Below are 16,887 nucleotides of genomic sequence, written 5' to 3'. Positions count from 1 at the left end.
CCGGTCGCGACCGGCGGTTTTTTTATATGACTCCCGTATCCGGACAAGATCGATGACCCCCGCACGACTGTGTTGCCGTTTGCCCCTGCCGCTGCTCATCGTCCTCGTCGCCCTCACGGCCGGCAGCGCCCTTGCCCAGACCCCGTCCGAGGACATCCGCAAGAGCCTCGAGAAGGCCGTCCGGTCCGGCGCCGTCAAGAAGGCCGTCTGCCCCGGCGCGACCTACTGCAACCCCGGGTTGGTCGCCTACTTCTACCAGAAGAGAAAATTCGAGCCCGCCTGGACGCGGGAGGGCATTCCGCTGCCCGCAGCCGACACCCTGGCCCGTGCCATCCGTTCGGCCGATGCCGAAGGCCTTCAGCCGAAGGACTATCACCTCGAGCGCATCGACGCGTCGCTCGGCGAGCTCCGGCAGATCCTTGCACGGAACGAGAGGCCCGATGCGGCCCGCGTTGTCGCCCTGGAGTTCCTCCTGACCGATGCCTACCTGGTCTACGCCGCCCACCTGCTCAACGGCCGCGTCAATCCCGAGACGCTTCACGCCGACGAGTGGACGATTTACCCCACGCGCTTCAACCTGGCCCGTTATCTCCAGACGGCCCTGGAGGGCGACGGGTTCGAGGAAAGCCTCCGGCGGCTGCTGCCGGCCCAGCCGGGGTACGGGCGGCTCAAGACGGCGCTGGTCGTCTACCGGGCGATCGCGGAGAGGGGCGGCTGGCCCGCCGTCCCGGGCGACGGCAGGCTCGAGAAGGGCATGAAGAGCGAGCGGGTTGCCGCGCTGCGCGCGCGCCTCAAGGTCACCGGCGACATGCCGGCGGAGGCCGACGGGACCGGTGATCTCTTCGACGACGCCGTCGAGGAGGCGGTCAAGCACTTCCAGCGGCGCCACGGGCTTTACGACGACGGCATCGTCGGCGCCAGGACCCTGAAGGCCCTCAACGTGCCGGCGGCAAGCCGCGTCCGCCAGATCGAGCTGAACCTCGAGCGCTGGCGCTGGCTGCCCCAGAACCTCGGCAACCCGTACATCCTCGTCAACATCGCGGGCTACGGCCTCGAAGTCGTGGAGAACGAGGCGCCGGTTTTGACGATGAGGATCGTCGTGGGCACGGCGTTCCAGAAAACGCCCGTTTTCAGCGGCAAGATGACCTACATCGAGATGAACCCCTACTGGAACGTCCCCCACAGCATCGCCACGGAGGAGACCCTCGAGAAAATCCGGAAGGACCCGAACTTCTTCGCCAAGGAGAACATGAAAGTGTTCAGGGCGGGTCCGAACGGGGAGATGGTCGACCCGGCCACCGTCGACTGGGCGGCGCTTTCGGCGAGCAACTTCCCCTACCGCCTGCGCCAGGAGCCGGGCCCCCGCAACCCCCTGGGGCGCATCAAGTTCATGTTCCCCAACAAGCACAGTGTCTACCTGCACGACACCTCCGATCCGCACCTGTTCCGCCGGGAAAGGCGCGGGTTCAGCCACGGCTGCATCCGGATCGAGAAGCCCATGGAACTGGCGGAGTTCGTCATGCGGGGAAGCAAGGAGTGGCCGAAGGAAAGGATCGCGGCGGTGCTCAAGACGAGGGAAACGACGGTGGCCAACCTGCCGAAGCCCATCCCCGTTCACATCCTGTATTTCACGGCATGGGGCAACGGCGACGGGACGGTCCACTTCCTGGAGGACATCTACCGGCGGGACGAGCGGCTCGACAGGGCCCTGCAGCAAAAAGCAAAGCCCCGGCCAGGGCCGTGAACCCCTAGCAGGGCGACTGCACCGCAAACGAAATCCCCCTCCCAATCGAGAGAGGGGGATTTCGTTTTCCCTGCCTTGCTGCCCGGACCCTACCGCTGTGTCCTGCTCAGGCCTTCCCGGCTGCCTTCTTCTTTCTTCTCCTGCCGTCCTGCCAGGTGCGGACATCCCCCACATCGAGGTGCACGAAGCCCCGCCTGGCGTAGTACCCGACGCCTCCGCAGCGCATCTCGAGCGCCGCGTTGCAGAGGTGCTTGACGTGCACGTCGGGCACCCGCAGGTCCACCGCCATCCCGGCCATGTGCAGGCTGTTCCGCGCCACGCGGCGGTTGCGCCTGCGCAGGGCCGCATTCGTCTTCGGGGAGCGGTAGCCGGAGATCACATGGAAAGGCTTCTCGAGTTCAAGCCTCTGATTGAGATTGTAGAGAAGGTCAAGCAGGTTGGGGTCGATTTCCTTGACCAGGTTGGCCCGGTAGTCTCGCATCAGGTGGTCGATCTCCTCGAGAGCCTCGGGGATGTAGTCCCCGTCGGCCCAGTAGACCCCGTTGAACGTCTCGCCCGTGTTGGTGCTGTAGAGGTGGAGCCGTCTTTCCCCGCTGGGCTCCATGATGAGACCGGCCTCGTCCTTCCACCCCGGGGAGCCGATGATTTCAGGCGAGGTCACCGGCTCGAGGCTGGCCAAGACCTTCTGCGGGAGAAAGAGAAGAGCGGAGCCGAGAAGACCCAGTTTCAGAAAGGAGCGGCGGCTGAACGGTTCGACGAGAGGATCGCCATGTTTTCTAAAGGAACGCATTGTCCCCTCCTTTGCTTTTCCTTAAGAAAGCATGCGCCAAGGCGGCAAAAACGGTGCCCTTTTACCCCGACGGGAAGGAAAAAATCAAGAAAAAATTTCATTCTCTCGCAGAATCAAACACTTGGCTGATATTCGTTGCACAAAAAAACCGGTGTCGCCCCGGTATCGTCCAGTATATCGGCTCGACCCCCGACCGGCTTGAGCGCCTTTCCCCGACGTCTATGACGGCGAGAGCGCAGATCGGAATGGAAAACTTCGGGGGCCTTCACTAGAATATACGGCATGAAACCGACCCCCTTTGACCCGCAAACCGATCTGGCCCCCATACCCTTCGACGGCCGCCACCGGGAAGCGGCCCGGCGCCTGAAGCAGGCCGGACTCGCCTGGGAACCCCATGTCGGCTGCTTCGTATGGGACCCGGACGGGTTGCTCCCGGTGGATTCGCCGTTTCCCGACCGGGTCTATTTCATCCTCAACCTGGGTCATTTCGTCCGCCTGCTGGGCTCGGTCGATGCCGTGCGGGAAAGGCTCGTCTGGCTGCCGACCTGGCACCAGGCGAGGCTTGTCGCCGAGGCGCTCGGCGTGGGTGAAGAGGCAACCCGCACGATCTGGGCCGGCGGGAAACCCCCCGGGCCGGGGGAGGATCTCCTGATGCTCTATGGGCGGATCCTCGAGGCCCTCGAGAGGCGCTGACATGGAAGAGATGGAGAACCTTCGCGGCAGGCTCGATGCGATGCTGCAGTCCCAGCGACTGGCCGTGCTTTCCACCGCAGGCGCAGGGGGCGCCCCGTACGGCAGTCTCGTCTCCTTCGCGGCACTCGGCGCCGGGCGGCTGCTGTTCGCCACGACCCGGGCGACCCGCAAATATGAAAACCTCAGGGCCGATGCCCGGGTGGCATTGCTTGTCGACAACCGAAGCGGCGGGGAGGCTGATTTTCACGAGGCCCTGGCCGCCACGGCCCTGGGCAGGGCTTTCGAGCTGACCGGGAAGGATCGGGAGGAGGGGATTTCCGTCTACATCGCGAAATTCCCCTTTCTCGAGGAGTTCGTCCGCGCGCCGTCGTGCGCACTCTTCCGCGTGGACGTGGAACGCTGGGTCGTGGTCACGAGATTCCAGAACGTCATCGAGGTCAAACCCCTCCCATGAGCTTCATCCTGCCCCTCGACCGGGTCGAGCCCCGGGACCGCGAGCGCGTGGGCGGCAAGGGTCATGCCCTGGCCCGGATGGCCGGTCATGGGTTCCCCGTCCCCGATGCCCTGCTCGTCACGGTCGACGCCTACAGGCATTATCTGCGGCATACGGGGATCGGCGAGGCCGTCGCCCTCGAGATCAACCGCAAGATCGCCGACGAGATGCGCTGGGAGGAGATGTGGGACGCGGCGCTGCGCATCCGCAACCTCTTCCTGCGGACCCCCCTGCCATGGGGGCTCCGGGACGAACTGGCCCGAGCGATCGAGGCGCGGTTCCGCGGCGCCGCCGTCGTGGTGCGCTCCTCCGCCCCCGGCGAGGATTCGGCAAAGGCCTCTTTCGCAGGGCTCCACGAGTCCTTCGTGAACGTCCGGGGCACGGAATCCATCCTTGACCGCATCCGCCTCGTCTGGGCCTCGCTGTGGTCCGACGCGGCGCTGCTGTACCGGAAAGAGCTCGGGCTCGACGTCGCCACGAGCACCATGGCGGTCGTCGTCCAGGAGATCGTGGCGGGCGACCGCTCCGGCGTTGCGTTCAGCGTGAGCCCCGAGGACCCTTCGCGTTCGGTCATCGAGGCCGTCCACGGGCTCAACCAGGGTCTCGTCGACGGCACCGTCGAGCCTGACCGCTGGGTCATCGACCGCGGGAGGGGGCGGATCCTTTCTCACAGGCCCGCGACGAGGGAGAAGGCCCTCTTTGCAGCCGATTCCGGGGTTGACGCCCGTCCCCTCCCTGCCGCGATTGCCGGGACACCGCCGCTTGAAGCGGAGGAAGTGCTCCGCGTTTTCCGGACGGTCATGGACGCCGAGCAATTCTTCGGGTCGCCCCAGGACATGGAGTGGACGATCCGGAGCGGCTCGCTTTACATCCTGCAGGCGCGCCCCGTGACGGCAGGCGGCTCCGACGGCGACAAGAGGGCCTGGTACCTGACGCTGCGGCGCAGCTTCGAAAACCTCAAGGCGCTCCGGCAGGAGGTGGAGGCAAAATGGATCCCCGCGATGGTGAGCGATGCCGATGCGCTCGCCGGGACCGACCCCGCGGCCCTGTCCGATCAAGACCTCGCGGCCGAGATCGGGAGGCGGCAATCCCTTCTCGACAAATGGCACGACATCTACTACGCTCGGTTCATCCCTCTGGCCCACGGGATCCGGCTCTTCGGGCAGGTCTACAACGACGCCCTCCGGCCCGCGGACCCTTACGAGTTCATGGACCTGCTCGGCGGCACCGAGATGATCAGCCTGGAGCGCAACCGCCTCCTGGCAAGGATGGCGGGCCGGATCCGAAACAACCCGCTTCTGGCCGTGTCGTTGAGGCGGGGCTCGCTCGCGGGCGTCGACCCGGCCTTCGACGCGGATTTCGAAACATTCAGCCGCACCTTCGGCAACCTGGGCTGCGGGACGGACCGCTGCTTTTCCGGGCAGGATGCCCTCCTCGGGCTTCTGCTCCGCATGGCCGAGGCCCCGCCGGCGCGGGAGCGATTCGACGCCGGCGCGATCGAGGGGCGCAGGGAGGCCTTTCTCAAGAGTTTCGAGGGCGATGCGCGGCAGCGGGCCGCGGAGATCCTCGACCTCGGCAGGGCAAGCTACCGCCTGCGGGACAACGACAACATCCATCTCGGGAAAATCGAGGGGGCGCTGCTCGCCGCCGTCGACGAGGGAAAGCGGCGGCTGGCCCGGCAGCGGGGGGCTGCCGCTTCGGCCCTCTCCGCCGAGGATACCGCCCGGGCGCTTCGCGACCCGGACTGGCGCCCGCAGGAAGGTGTCCGGCAACCGGAGGGCAAGGGGCCCGCTCCAGGTCTCCGCGCGCGGCAGCTCCGCGGACAGCCGGCGGGACCGGGGGTTGCGCGAGGCCCGGCACGGGTGATCGCAGGCCCAGAAGACCTGCTCGAGATCCGGGCGGGGGAGATCCTCGTCTGCGACGCGATCGACCCCAACATGACCTTCGCCGTCCCTCTCGCGGCGGGCATCGTGGAGCGCCGGGGCGGGATGCTCATCCACGGCGCCATCATCGCCCGTGAGTACGGGATCCCCTGCGTGACTGGAGTCCCGGGGGCCGCCGAGCTGATCCGGACGGGCGACCGGGTCAGCGTCGACGGCTGGCTCGGCATCGTCACGATCGAGGCTTCGCCTTCCCTTTGAGCGAAAAATGGACTATAAGGAAACGAGAGGAGCCGCTGATTGATCCCCCCCGGCCAGGAACTCAAGGACGACATCACCCGCTTCTGCAGGGAACGTGGCGCCGATCTGGTGGGCTTCGCCCCCGTGGAGCGCTGGGACGAGGACGGCATCGTGCCGCCCGATTTCCGTCCGAAGGCCCTGTTCCCGACGGCCCGCACCGTCATCGTCATCGGCATGTCCATGCCGCTTCCCGTCGTCGAGACGACACCGTCGGCCCTCCACAAGGAGCTCTACGACACGACGAACCGGCAGCTCGACGACCTGGCCGTGGGACTCACGAGACACCTCAACCGCCAGGGTCACGCCTCGATGCCCTTTACCCGAGACACCTACACCTCCATGCGGGCCCTGAGGGAGAACAACCTGGCCGCCTTCGGCCACGTCCCGGCGGCAACGTACGCGGGCCTCGGAACGATCGGGGTCAACCAGTGCGTCCTCACCCCCGACTTCGGTCCCCGGGTCCGCTTCGTCTCGGTCTTCACCGAGGCGGCGCTGCCCCCCGACCCCCTGCAGCCCAAGGAGCTGTGCATCCGCTGCGGGCTTTGCGCCGAGTGCTGTCCCAAGAACGCCCTCACGCCGCGGGAGGACAGAATCATCGGGGAGTTCGACAAGACGGCCTGTCTCGAGATGCACGAGGAACTCGTCAGGATGCGCTGCTACCCCTGCGGCATCTGCACGAAGGTCTGCCCCGTGGGGAAGGACCGCGCGCTGTATAAGAGCAAGGGGATCCGGAAGAAATACCAGAGGGAACGGGAAACGATTGCGACAAACCCCGACGCCCCCGAGTACCGACCGTGGACCCATGTCCGCAAGTACGGGGTCGCCCGCAAACCCCGGGACAAAGGAAAGGAGAGGGAGTAGGCGCATGAACCGGTTCGAGGCCTTCTGCGGGAAGATGGGGAAAATGCTTGCCGGCGACAGCCCCGTGATGCGGAAGATCGAAAACGGCAGGGAGATGGTCTCGGAGCTGACTTCAGACCCGCGGTGGTTTTTCGACACCTTGAAGGCGCTGGTGCTCGATCCGGCCGCCATGGAACGCCAGAAACCCGGCATCTGGCCCAATGAACTCACGCTGCACCGCGCCCCCGACCGCTCCTTCGTCGTGCTGGCGTACATCTGGGACGCGGGTCTTGCCGATACAATCCACGATCACGGCTCCTGGGGGGTCATTGGGACACTTCTCACAAGGCTGGGGGAGAAAAAATACGAGCGGGTGGACGACGGGAAGCGGGAGGGGTACTGCGAGCTCCGGGAGACGGCGAGCGGCGTCTTCAGCCCCGGCGAGACGACCTTTGTCCTGCCCCTCGACAAGGGGCTTCACGCCATGGACAACCCCACCGAGGGCATTGCCGTGAGCATCAACGTCTACGGCAAGACGGTGCGCCAGGGGTACATCCAGTTTTTCGACCCGGTGAAAAAGACGGTCACCCGGGCCTACCCGCCCAGGACGCTCAAGGAAGTGCTCGCCGTCAAGACCCTGGCGGCCCTCGACCCGTCGCAGGCCGAGGGGGTGCTCCGGGAAGCCCTGTCGACACCTCGGCCCCCGCACCTCCGGGCTCAATACGAGGAGACCCTCCGGAAGCTCGGGGGCTGAAACCCGGCCCCCGGACCTCTACGTCAGCTCTTCGTAGTAGGCGTCCTTCACCCCGTCGAGCAGCTGGAAGCTCTTCACCTTCACGGCGAAGACCTCCGCGTCGGGGTCTTCCGCAAAGGGCTTGAGCTGGGGGTGTCTTCTCAGCAGCCTCTGGCGCACGAGCTTCTTCTTGGCCTTGTCGCCGATGGTCGAGAAGACGCCGGTCACCGTGAGGGCCTTGATCTTCGATCGGTCCGCCCCGCAGTCCTCCTCGCGGGTGTCGATGAGGAGGCTCACCGTCCGGTTGGCCGAGAGATTCCGGTATTTTTTCGTCCCCCTCTGCGTCATCATGTAGATCTCCCGGCAGTCGCGGTCCGCCACGTAGGACATCAGCGAGCAGTGGGGCACGTTGTCGGTGACGGTGGCCAGCACGCAGACGTCCTTGTCCTTCACGAGCTTCTTCATCTCCTTGAGCATGGGCTTCCTCCTGTCTGCGTCTGATCGGCCCGCCGGACGCGGGCCCCTTCACAGAACCTTCGCGGGCGCCGTCTGCAGCTCCTTCTCCGCGTAGAAAACGACCAGAAAGATCTCCTTGTCGGACCGATTGACGATGGCGTGGGGAAGTCCCGCGGGTATCGCGAAAAGCTCCGGCTCCCCGCCGCCGATGCAAATCTCCTCCGGCCCCGCGATAAGGGATGCCGGGCCGCCGCAGAAGAGAAGCCACTCCTCCGCCGCGCCGTGGGCGTGGTTTCCCCGCACCGCCCCGGGCCTCATCGACGCCACGTGCAGATTCCCCAGCGGCGCGCCCTCGAGCCCGGCCAGAAGAAGCGGGTCCAGGACCCAGCCCCGGGCATCCGTCCATGCCTTCTCCCCGATGGGAATCCGTCGGATCCTGTCCACGAGCGCTGCCCTCAGGGACAGTTGTCCCATGGGTCTTTCTCTAGCACGCAATCCCGGCGTCAGGCAAGCGGGACGTCCCCTCTTCCGAAAACCCCGAAGTTTTGGGTTGCCCCGGACAGAGGATGTGGTAGGATGTCGACCATGGAAAAGATCCGCCTCGGAATCAGCACCTGACTGCTCGGGGAGAACGTCCGCTGGAACGGCGGACACGCCATGGACCGCTTCCTGGTGCACACCCTCGGGAAGTACGTCGAATACGTGCCCGTGTGCCCCGAGGTGGAGTGCGGCTTCGGCATCCCGCGGGACACCTTCCGCCTCGTCGGCGACCCGCAGAGGCCTCGGCTCGTCATTCACAGGACCGGCGCCGACCACACGGAACGGATGGAGGCCTGGGCCCGCAAGCGCGTCAGGGAGCTGGAGAAGGAAGACCTCTGCGGCTTCATCTTCAAGAGCGACTCGCCCTCGAGCGGCATGGAGCGCGTCAAGGTTTATGACGACAAGGGGGTGCCCCGGAAGATCGGCGTGGGCGTCTTCGCCCGGATCTTCATGGAGCATTTCCCGCTCACCCCCGTCGAGGAGGAGGGACGCCTGCACGACCCCGTCCTGCGGGAGAACTTCATCGAGCGCATCTTCACCTGCAAGCGGTACTGCGACCTCATGGAGGGCGGCCGGCAAGTGGGCCGCCTCGTGGAGTTTCACACGAAGAACAAGCTGCTGCTCATGGCCCACAGCCCCAGGCATCTCAAGGAGATGGGAAACCTCGTCGCGCACGCCAGGGAAATGCCGACGAAGGATCTCCTGGAGCGCTACGAGAAGCTGCTCATGGAGGCCATGGCGCTCAAGCCCACGGCAGCCAAGCACGAAAACGTACTCACTCACATCATGGGCTACTTCAAGAAGGTCCTCAGCGCCGACGAGAAGCAGGAGCTCCTCGAGGTCATCCGCTCGTACCGCAAGGGGCTCATCCCCCTGATCGTCCCCGTCACCCTGCTTGCCCACTACGTCCGGAAGTACAACCAGCCCTACCTGAAGGAGCAGACCTATCTGAACCCCCACCCGGCGGAGCTGATGCTCCGCAACCACGTCTAGAAATTATGGCAAAAGGCGTAAGGCGAAAGGCAGAGGGCCCACAATGTGGGCGTCCCATGCGCCGTGCGGGCATGGGGAAACACGCCGAAGCGGACATCCCGCGGCTGCTGCTCGGCTGGTACGGGAGAAACAAGCGCGGCCTGCCCTGGCGCAGGACGACGGACCCCTACCGCATCTGGGTAGCCGAGATCATGCTGCAGCAGACCCGCGTCGAAACCGTCCTGCCCTACTACGAAAGGTTTCTGAAGACGTTCCCCGACGTCCGTGCCCTCGCCGGGGCCCGCCAAGAGGCCGTTCTCAAGGCATGGGAAGGGCTCGGGTACTACTCCCGCGCCCGGCACCTCCACGAGGCGGCCCGTGTCGTGGCGAGGCAGCACGGCGGGAAGATCCCCGCCGACCCGGACGAGCTCCGACATCTCCCCGGCGTGGGCGATTACACGGCCGGGGCAATCCTGAGCATCGCCTTCGGAAGGCGCGTTGCGGCCGTCGACGGCAACGTGCTCCGCGTCATCGCCCGTCTCTTCGCGGTCGAAGACCCCGTGGACCGCGGCACGACCAGAAAGAGGATCGGGGAAATCGCGGCACGGCTGGTCCCCGCAGACGAACCCGGCCATTACAACCAGGCCCTCATGGACCTCGGCTCGGCCGTCTGCACGCCCCGAAGCCCCGACTGCCCGGCCTGCCCCCTGGGGGCAATCTGCAAGGCGCGGAGAAAAGGCTCCCAGCATGCGATCCCCGCAAAGCGGAAGCCGGCGGCCGTTCCGCGGCGGGAGGCGGCCGTCGCGCTCATCGCCAATGACCGGGGGGAACTTCTACTCGCAAGGCGGCCGTCCCGGGGGCTGCTCGGCGGCCTCTGGCGATTCCCGGGCGGCGTGCTGAGGGAAGGGGAGACACCGGCCGCGGGGTTGCGCAGGCTGCTCCGGGAGGAGCTGAGCCTGAGGGGCAGCCCGGGGAAGGCCTTGTTTTCCGTCGAGCACGGGTATTCCCATTTCACCGTGACGGTGCACGTCATGTCCGTCTCGATCCGGGGGCCGGTTCCGTCTGCCGGGGGCGGCACCCCGCTGCGCTGGGCCGGTCCGCGGGGGCTCACCCGTCTCGCCGTCTCGAGGCTCGAAAGAAAGATCCTGGATGCGCTGCCGACGGACCGGCTGCTCTGAGGGCGGATTGATGATGGCAAAAGGACCCCCGATCGTGTTAAGGAACCCCTAGCGTACCGCACGCGGGGCAGGCCCATGAGCAAGGATCACGTACCGGCAACGCCGGCCATCCGGGTCTTGAAGGACAACGGGATCGACTTCATCCCGCGCCCCTACAAGTACGAGGAACGGGGGGGAACGGAGGTCGCCGCGAGGGAGCTCGGCGTCGACGAGCACCTCACCGTCAAGACGCTCGTCATGGAGGACGAGAAGAAAGCACCCTTCATCGTGCTCATGCACGGCGACCGGGAGGTCTCCACCAAGGAGCTCGCCCGCATCCTGGGCGTCAAGGCGGTGCAGCCCTGCGACCCTGCGGCGGCGCACCGCCACACGGGCTACATGGTGGGCGGGACGTCGCCCTTCGGCACGAAGAAGGCCCTGCCCGTCTACGTCGAGGAGACGATCCTCTCCCTGCCCGTGATCTACATCAACGCGGGCCGCAAGGGTCTCCTCGTGGAAATGAGGCCCGCTGACCTCGTGAAGCTGCTCAAGCCCGTGCCGGTCAACGTGGCCAGATGACACATCTCCGTCGAGATGTCTGTGCCGTAAGGAATGTGGGCCCGGCATGCCGATGAAGTTCAGGAAAGCAATGGATCAGGAAGCCGTCATCATCGAGTGCCTCCGCTGCGGGACCAAGAACCGCGTCCCCCGCTCGCGCATCGACGACCGGCCCCGCTGCGGGAAGTGCCGTGCGCCGCTGGCCGTCGAGGCCTTCGCCGTGAGGCCCGTGGAGACCGGGGACGGGACGTTCGCCCGCGACGTCCTGGCCTCCGGGGCGCCCGCCCTGGTCTATTTCTACTCGCCGTCGTGCCCTTACTGCCGGATGCTCTCGCCCGTGATCGACGAGATCGCCGTCAAGTACGAGGGCAGTGCGGTCATCGCCCGCACCGACGTCGCGGTCAATCCCCGGGTGGCCCAGCAGTACGGCATCCAGGGCGTGCCCTCCCTGCTCCTGTTTCGCGAGGGGAAGCTGGTGAAGCGGATGGTCGGCGTCCTGTCGGGCGACGAGATCGAGCGGAGCCTGAAAGGAATCATCAAGCTGTCGTGACCGAAACCCGGGCCAAACTCAAGGAAGGCTTCAGCGGCGGATTGAAACGGGGGTGGGGCGGATTCCTGTGGATGATGAAGATCATCATCCCCATTTCCTTCCTGACGGCCGTGCTCGCCTGGACCGGGTGGCTCGGCGCACTCGACTTTCTCCTCGCGCCCCTCCTGGGGTTCATGGGCCTTCCGGCCATGGCGGCCCTGCCCATCCTCATCGGCGGGCTCACGGGTATCTACGGCGGAATCGCGGCCATGGCGGTGCTGCCCTTCAGCGTCGCCGAGATGACCCTGCTGGCCAATTTCCTGCTCATCTGCCACAACCTCGTCCAGGAAGGGGTCATCCAGGCCAAGTCCGGTCTCAACCCCGTGAAGGCGACGCTGTTCCGTGTCGCGGCCGCCGTCGCCACGGTCTGGGCCCTGACCTTTTTCATCGAGACCAACCCCTCCGCGGCCGTCCACGCGGGCAGTCTGGTCAGTTCCTCCACGCAGGCCTTCCCCGCCATGGTCTACGACTGGGCGGTCTCCATGCTGGACCTTTCCGTCAAGGTTTTCCTGATCATCATGACGATCCTCACCCTGCTCGAAATCGCCAAGAGCATGGGATGGATCATGCCCGTCGTGAAGGCCCTGTCGCCGTTTTTGCGCGTCCTGGGACTGAGCGAGAAGGTCGGAATCCTTTGGATGACGGCCGTCGTCTTCGGCCTCGCCTACGGGGGGGCCGTCATCGTGGAGGAAGCAAGGCAGGGGCACATCTCAAAGGAGGAGCTCGAGGAGCTGCAGCTCTCCATCGGGATCAACCACTCCATGGTAGAGGACCCGATCCTGTTCATGGCCTTCGGGATCAGTGCCTTCTGGCTCTGGGTGCCGCGGCTCATCACGGCCATGGCGGCCACCCGGATGCTCACCCTCTGGGTGTCGTGGCGAAAAAGGGCCCTCAGCCCCGCGGCATGATCCGGTCCCGTATCGACAGGAGAAATGCCCGCGCCTCCTCGAGGCCGTTGCGATAGGCCTCGTCGAAGGCCTCGTCCCCCATCCGGCAGGTGAGGAAGACCGGGGTGAAATAGATTGCGTTGAAGGCCTGGACTTCGGAGGAGTTCTCCCCGCAGAGGGCCTTCAGGACCCCTTCCGTCTGTCCCCTCCATCGGACGAACTCCCCCGAAACGGAAGACGTTCCCGCCAGCCCATCGATGGCCCTGATCTGCTCCTCCAGCTTCTCGAGCATCCTGCAGCCCCCGGGTTTCGGGTTCCCGGAATTAGAAAACCATTTTTAAATCAAAGATTTGACCCTTTGTCCTTGCACCTTTTGCCTGTGGCTTCATACCACATCATCCCGTCCAAGAACAGGATTTACAGGAGTGAATCATCTGCTCCTGCAGTAAAGCAAATGCTTCAAGTTTTCAACTGGTTAATATTAAAAGGTTTTTCTTTTGTCTCCCCGGAGGGTCGCCGGCAGGCGGAGGAAGTGCTTCATTCTCCCGGGGTCACGACCGAAGGGCGACGCACAAAATGTTGTGCAATATCGAACAATTAGAAATCTTCGCAGCCGGGCACGGCCTTTGCTCTGCTGGAATTCGAACAGATTGACGAACGAGGAGGCGACAACATGAAGGCGCCGAACAGAGCCGCAACGATCTATCAGTGGGGTGCCGATCCGGCCCAAGCCTGCCTTGGCAGGACGAGGGACCGCGTGGCCGAAGTCATGGCGGCGGAACCGATTCCCGGCAGGGTGTACATTCCGGCCGGAGCGGCGGCGACAAGGGTCCGAAGGCTCCCGGAGCCGCTGGTCAAGTACGAAAAGCGCGGCTTCCTGGGTGTCATTACCGCCCGCGTCGAGAATGTCGGCGAGGTCTTCGACGAAATCGATGCCCTGCTCGATCGGATCGAACGGGACAGGGACGTCCGGTTCGTCGCCATCTACACCCTAAACGGGCTCTTCGCGTCGCTTCCCATACGCTGAAACCGGCGGAGACCCTGCTGAAACCGGATCGCTCATCGGCAGGCGGCGATTTCATTCTCCCTTTTCTTGGAACGGCTGACACGGGAAAGGGTGGGGCTGAAAAAAACATTGCAGAGCGCGCCATGATGCGCGTAATCTATTGATGCGTGGTGCCGGGAACCCACCACCCAAGGCCCGCATGAGCCCGAAAGCGCAAAGATCGACGGAAAAGCAAAGACTCTCGCCATGGACACCCCGGCAGGACAACGTCGATCTTCATGCCAAGGATCGGCTTCTCTCCTCCATCCACAAGATCAGCAGCCTCCTCATCCGGCCCGTCTCGTTGGACACCGTTTTGACCGCCATCGTCGAGGAAACCGCGCACGTCTTCGGCTATGACCGCGTGGCCATCTATCTCGTCAGCAAGGACCGCAAGCTGCTCGAGTGTAAATACGAGATCGGCTTCACGCCAGAGGAGATGGAGATCGCCTTCAAGAGGCCCTTCAGCCTCGAACGTCACGAGTGCATCGAGACCCTCGTGGTCAAAACGGGACAGACCGTCTACATCCGGGACTACAGCGCCGACAGCCGGGTAACCTACCTGGACCGGAAAGTCAGCGCAAAGCAGAACCGGTTCGCCACCATCGCCGTGCCCCTGCACCTGCGGGAATCCGTCATCGGTCTCATAGAGGCCGACAGGGGCGGCTACCCCCTGGTCCTGACGGAAGAGGACATCCAGCACCTGTCCATCTTCGCCAACCAGGCGAGCATCATCATCGAGAACACGCGCCTCTACGAACAACTCGTCAACGAGCGCAACTTCGCGGAAAACGTCGTGGAAAGCTCCCCCAACGGCATCCTGGTCGTCAACTGCGACGGGACGATCCGCACCATCAACGAAATGACGGAACGCTTCTTCGGGCTAGAAAAGGACAAGGTTGCCGGCGTGCCGTCGCGCGAGGTCTTCGACGAACCGGTCGCGGCGATCATCCAGGAGGCCATCCAGGGCCGGATCACGGAGGGCCTGGAGCTGGTCATCCGGAAAAAGCAGGGGGGCCGCGCCGTCCTCGGCGTCAGTTCCTCCCAGCTCAAGAGCCGCGACGGGGCCGTCCTGGGCGCCGTGCTCATCGCCCGGGACCTCACGGAAGCCAAGCGGTCCGAGGAGTGGATGCGGCGGATGGACCGCCTCTCCTCGCTGGGCCAGCTCTCGGCCGGCATCGCCCACGAGATCCGCAACCCCCTGGCCAGCATCAATTTCAACGTCCAGTTTCTCGCCAGGCAGCTCGACCCGGACGACAAGACCCGCAAGATCATCGACGACACGCTGACCGGCGTCGAGCGGATCAAGGGTCTCGTCAAGGGCATGCTGGATTTCTGCCGGCCCGCCCCCCCGATCCTGAAGAGCGATTCCATCAACCGGGCGATCGAGGACGCCGTCTCCCTGCTCGACTCCCAGTTCCGAAAGCACAACGTCCGCGTCGAACTGGCGCTTGAGCCGGAGGCCCCCGACGTCGTGTTCGACAGCCAGCAGATTCACCAGGTTTTCGTGAACATCCTGCTCAACGCCATGCAGGCCATGCCGCAGGGCGGCACCGTCCGGGTGGAGAGCCGCGTCGAGCCGGAGGCGAAAAAGCCGCACCGCCGGCTCAGCATCTCGTTCAGCGACAGCGGCACGGGGATCGCGAAGGAGGACCTCCCGAGGATCTTCGATCCCTTCTTCACGACCAAGCCCGAGGGGACGGGCCTGGGCCTCTCCATCGCCCACAAGATCCTGGAGCAGCACCGCGCCGTGATCGAGTGCAAGAGCCGGCTCGGCCAGGGGACGACGTTCACCCTGCGGTTCCCCATCGACGAGGAGAGGGCGCATGTACCGGTATAAGATCCTCATCGTCGACGACGACAAGCTCCTGCAGAACTCCCTGAACACCATCCTGTCGGAGAAGTACGACACCTTCGTCGCCGGAAGCGGGGAGGAGGCCCTGCGCATCCTGCCGACGCACGACATCGACCTCGTCCTGCTCGATATCCGCCTGCCGGGCATCAACGGGATCGACACCCTCGGCCATATCCGCGAGATCAACAAGGATGTCGCCGTGATCATGATGACGGCCTACGAGGACGTCAAGTCCGTCATCCGTTCCATCAAGATGGGGGCGTTCGACTACCTCGTCAAGCCGCTGGACATCGAGGAGCTCGACGTCATCATCGAGAAGGCCCTGGAGACCCTCAAGCTCAAGCGCGAGGTGGAGGAGCTGCGAAAGCAGTTCGTCAAGGACTACAACCTCGACAACATCGTCGCCCAGAGCCCGTCCATGAAGCTCGCCCTGCGGCTGGCCGACACGATCGCCCGCAGCTACGACACGACGGTCCTCATCGAGGGCAAGACGGGCACGGGCAAGGAGGTCATCGCGCGACTCATCCACCACCGCAGCGACCGGTTCGACAAGCCCTTCGTGAGCATCAACTGCGGGGCGATCAGCAAGGACCTCGTGGAGAGCGAGCTGTTCGGCTACGAGAAGGGCACCTTCACCGGCGGGCTGCAGGAGGGCAAGAAGGGGAAGTTCGAGGCGGCAAACGGGGGCACGGTCCTGCTCGACGAGATCAGCGAGCTGCTGCCCTCGGCCCAGGTCAAGCTGCTGACGTTTCTCGAGGAAAAGGCCTTCTACCCCGTGGGGGGCTCCGAGAAGAGACACGTCGACGTCCGCATTATCGCCGCCACGAACAAGAGCCTCGAGGAGTGCATCCGGGAGGGCACCTTCCGCGAGGATCTCTACTACCGACTCAACGTCGCCCGGATCACCATCCCGCCCCTCCGGGAGCGCAAGGAGGACATCGAGGCGCTCACCCTGTTTTTCATCAACAAGTTCAACCAGCGCTTCAGCAAGAATTTCCAGCGGGTCAGCGAGGATGCCAAGCGCCTCCTTGCCGAGCACCCCTGGACCGGCAACGTGCGCGAGCTGCGCAACGCCATCGAGCGGGTCATGCTGATGGAGGACGCGCCCGAGATCACCCGGAAGCACCTGGAGTTTCTGACGACGCCGCCGCCGCTGGCCGGGGGGGCGGAACCCGCGGTGCCGAGGATCCCCTCCTCAGGCCTGAACCTCGACGAGATGAACAAGGAGCTCATCGTGCAGGCCCTCCAGCGCTGCGGGGGGAACCGGACGAAGGCGGCCAGGCTCCTCGGCATCTCGCGCCCCACCATGATCTACCGCATCGAGAAGTACGGCATCAAGGTCTGATCCCTCCCGC

At 65.0% G+C, this 16,887-nt stretch carries 17 protein-coding genes and 1 pseudogene; 14 read left to right on the top strand and 4 right to left on the bottom strand.

Going from position 1 to position 16,887, the window contains the following annotated elements:
• Positions 1–52 precede the first annotated feature (52 nt).
• Positions 53–1,744 carry a L,D-transpeptidase family protein gene (locus HPY67_15860; protein NPV06189.1) on the top strand — a complete coding sequence of 564 codons (1,692 nt, stop codon included), beginning with the start codon at positions 53–55 and terminating at the stop codon, positions 1,742–1,744.
• 106 nt (positions 1,745–1,850) lie between these two features.
• Here HPY67_15860 and HPY67_15855 read toward each other — a convergent pair whose 3' ends face one another.
• Positions 1,851–2,534, bottom strand: coding sequence for a DUF882 domain-containing protein (locus tag HPY67_15855; protein NPV06188.1), 684 nt, complete (start codon positions 2,532–2,534; stop codon positions 1,851–1,853).
• Between the two features lie 282 nt (positions 2,535–2,816).
• Here HPY67_15855 and HPY67_15850 point away from each other — a divergent pair, with 282 nt between their 5' ends.
• The 5 genes from HPY67_15850 to HPY67_15830 are packed head-to-tail and all read left to right on the top strand — an operon-like array spanning position 2,817 to position 7,494.
• Complete coding sequence (locus tag HPY67_15850) at positions 2,817–3,227, top strand: hypothetical protein (GenBank protein ID NPV06187.1); 411 nt, start codon at positions 2,817–2,819, stop codon at positions 3,225–3,227.
• Between the two features lies 1 nt (position 3,228).
• Positions 3,229–3,681, top strand: a complete 453-nt coding sequence (locus tag HPY67_15845) for a pyridoxamine 5'-phosphate oxidase family protein (protein ID NPV06186.1) — start codon at positions 3,229–3,231, stop codon at positions 3,679–3,681.
• Positions 3,678–5,861, top strand: coding sequence for a hypothetical protein (locus tag HPY67_15840; protein ID NPV06185.1), 2,184 nt, complete (start codon positions 3,678–3,680; stop codon positions 5,859–5,861). The genes HPY67_15845 and HPY67_15840 overlap by 4 nt, the downstream gene beginning before the upstream one ends.
• A 39-nt stretch (positions 5,862–5,900) precedes the next feature.
• The gene (locus tag HPY67_15835; protein NPV06184.1) at positions 5,901–6,761 is read left to right on the top strand and encodes an epoxyqueuosine reductase; all 861 of its coding nucleotides are present in this window, start codon (positions 5,901–5,903) and stop codon (positions 6,759–6,761) included.
• Positions 6,762–6,765: 4 nt separating this feature from the next.
• Positions 6,766–7,494 carry a cysteine dioxygenase family protein gene (locus HPY67_15830; protein NPV06183.1) on the top strand — a complete coding sequence of 243 codons (729 nt, stop codon included), beginning with the start codon at positions 6,766–6,768 and terminating at the stop codon, positions 7,492–7,494.
• A gap of 18 nt (positions 7,495–7,512) precedes the next feature.
• Here the strand turns inward: HPY67_15830 and HPY67_15825 are convergent, their stop codons facing one another.
• Both HPY67_15825 and HPY67_15820 read right to left on the bottom strand, forming a co-directional pair.
• Entirely contained in the window at positions 7,513–7,950 is a 438-nt protein-coding gene (locus HPY67_15825; protein ID NPV06182.1) for a pyridoxamine 5'-phosphate oxidase family protein, read from the bottom strand.
• A gap of 48 nt (positions 7,951–7,998) precedes the next feature.
• Complete coding sequence (locus tag HPY67_15820; protein ID NPV06181.1) at positions 7,999–8,403, bottom strand: cupin domain-containing protein; 405 nt, start codon at positions 8,401–8,403, stop codon at positions 7,999–8,001.
• A 111-nt stretch (positions 8,404–8,514) separates the two neighbouring features.
• Here HPY67_15820 and HPY67_15815 point away from each other — a divergent pair.
• The 5 genes and pseudogenes from HPY67_15815 (at position 8,515) to HPY67_15795 (ending at position 12,653) form a co-directional block, all read left to right on the top strand.
• Positions 8,515–9,462 (top strand): annotated as a pseudogene (locus HPY67_15815) (DUF523 and DUF1722 domain-containing protein).
• Positions 9,463–9,518: 56 nt separating this feature from the next.
• A complete protein-coding gene (gene mutY / locus HPY67_15810; GenBank protein NPV06180.1) occupies positions 9,519–10,619 on the top strand; it encodes an A/G-specific adenine glycosylase in 1,101 nt (366 codons plus the stop codon).
• A 75-nt stretch (positions 10,620–10,694) separates the two neighbouring features.
• Positions 10,695–11,177, top strand: a complete 483-nt coding sequence (gene ybaK / locus HPY67_15805) for a Cys-tRNA(Pro) deacylase (protein ID NPV06179.1) — start codon at positions 10,695–10,697, stop codon at positions 11,175–11,177.
• Positions 11,178–11,247: 70 nt separating this feature from the next.
• On the top strand, positions 11,248–11,706 hold the full coding sequence (locus tag HPY67_15800) for a thioredoxin fold domain-containing protein (protein ID NPV06178.1): 459 nt from the start codon (positions 11,248–11,250) through the stop codon (positions 11,704–11,706).
• The gene (locus tag HPY67_15795) at positions 11,703–12,653 is read left to right on the top strand and encodes an iron transporter (protein NPV06177.1); all 951 of its coding nucleotides are present in this window, start codon (positions 11,703–11,705) and stop codon (positions 12,651–12,653) included. Before HPY67_15800 ends, HPY67_15795 begins: the two co-directional genes overlap by 4 nt.
• On the opposite strand, the gene HPY67_15790 is transcribed toward HPY67_15795, so the two are convergent.
• On the bottom strand, positions 12,637–12,924 hold the full coding sequence (locus tag HPY67_15790; GenBank protein ID NPV06176.1) for a hypothetical protein: 288 nt from the start codon (positions 12,922–12,924) through the stop codon (positions 12,637–12,639). The two genes, HPY67_15795 and HPY67_15790, sit on opposite strands and share 17 nt — an antisense overlap.
• A 381-nt stretch (positions 12,925–13,305) precedes the next feature.
• Here HPY67_15790 and HPY67_15785 point away from each other — a divergent pair, with 381 nt between their 5' ends.
• The 3 genes from HPY67_15785 (at position 13,306) to HPY67_15775 (ending at position 16,877) form a co-directional block, all read left to right on the top strand.
• Complete coding sequence (locus HPY67_15785) at positions 13,306–13,659, top strand: hypothetical protein (GenBank protein NPV06175.1); 354 nt, start codon at positions 13,306–13,308, stop codon at positions 13,657–13,659.
• 178 nt (positions 13,660–13,837) lie between these two features.
• Complete coding sequence (locus tag HPY67_15780) at positions 13,838–15,517, top strand: PAS domain S-box protein (GenBank protein ID NPV06174.1); 1,680 nt, start codon at positions 13,838–13,840, stop codon at positions 15,515–15,517.
• Positions 15,504–16,877, top strand: a complete 1,374-nt coding sequence (locus HPY67_15775; protein NPV06173.1) for a sigma-54-dependent Fis family transcriptional regulator — start codon at positions 15,504–15,506, stop codon at positions 16,875–16,877. Before HPY67_15780 ends, HPY67_15775 begins: the two co-directional genes overlap by 14 nt.
• The last annotated feature ends 10 nt before the right edge of the window (positions 16,878–16,887 follow it).

It is taken from the genome of Syntrophaceae bacterium (genome assembly GCA_013177795.1).
Taxonomy (GTDB): domain Bacteria; phylum Desulfobacterota; class Syntrophia; order Syntrophales; family UBA2192; genus UBA2192.
This window is presented reverse-complemented; position numbering and strand designations above follow the sequence as displayed.

Excerpts from the sequence above, each read along its gene's own strand:
- HPY67_15775 (NPV06173.1), top strand. The coding sequence starts at position 15,504 with ATGTACCGGTATAAGATCCTCATCGTCGACGACGACAAGCTCCTGCAG.
- HPY67_15860 (NPV06189.1), top strand. The coding sequence starts at position 53 with ATGACCCCCGCACGACTGTGTTGCCGTTTGCCCCTGCCGCTGCTCATC.
- HPY67_15785 (NPV06175.1), top strand. The coding sequence starts at position 13,306 with ATGAAGGCGCCGAACAGAGCCGCAACGATCTATCAGTGGGGTGCCGAT.
- HPY67_15790 (NPV06176.1), bottom strand. The coding sequence starts at position 12,924 with ATGCTCGAGAAGCTGGAGGAGCAGATCAGGGCCATCGATGGGCTGGCG.
- HPY67_15780 (NPV06174.1), top strand. The coding sequence starts at position 13,838 with ATGAGCCCGAAAGCGCAAAGATCGACGGAAAAGCAAAGACTCTCGCCA.
- HPY67_15800 (NPV06178.1), top strand. The coding sequence starts at position 11,248 with ATGGATCAGGAAGCCGTCATCATCGAGTGCCTCCGCTGCGGGACCAAG.
- HPY67_15820 (NPV06181.1), bottom strand. The coding sequence starts at position 8,403 with ATGGGACAACTGTCCCTGAGGGCAGCGCTCGTGGACAGGATCCGACGG.
- HPY67_15845 (NPV06186.1), top strand. The coding sequence starts at position 3,229 with ATGGAAGAGATGGAGAACCTTCGCGGCAGGCTCGATGCGATGCTGCAG.
- ybaK (NPV06179.1), top strand. The coding sequence starts at position 10,695 with ATGAGCAAGGATCACGTACCGGCAACGCCGGCCATCCGGGTCTTGAAG.
- mutY (NPV06180.1), top strand. The coding sequence starts at position 9,519 with ATGCGCCGTGCGGGCATGGGGAAACACGCCGAAGCGGACATCCCGCGG.
- HPY67_15840 (NPV06185.1), top strand. The coding sequence starts at position 3,678 with ATGAGCTTCATCCTGCCCCTCGACCGGGTCGAGCCCCGGGACCGCGAG.
- HPY67_15855 (NPV06188.1), bottom strand. The coding sequence starts at position 2,534 with ATGCGTTCCTTTAGAAAACATGGCGATCCTCTCGTCGAACCGTTCAGC.
- HPY67_15825 (NPV06182.1), bottom strand. The coding sequence starts at position 7,950 with ATGCTCAAGGAGATGAAGAAGCTCGTGAAGGACAAGGACGTCTGCGTG.
- HPY67_15850 (NPV06187.1), top strand. The coding sequence starts at position 2,817 with ATGAAACCGACCCCCTTTGACCCGCAAACCGATCTGGCCCCCATACCC.
- HPY67_15830 (NPV06183.1), top strand. The coding sequence starts at position 6,766 with ATGAACCGGTTCGAGGCCTTCTGCGGGAAGATGGGGAAAATGCTTGCC.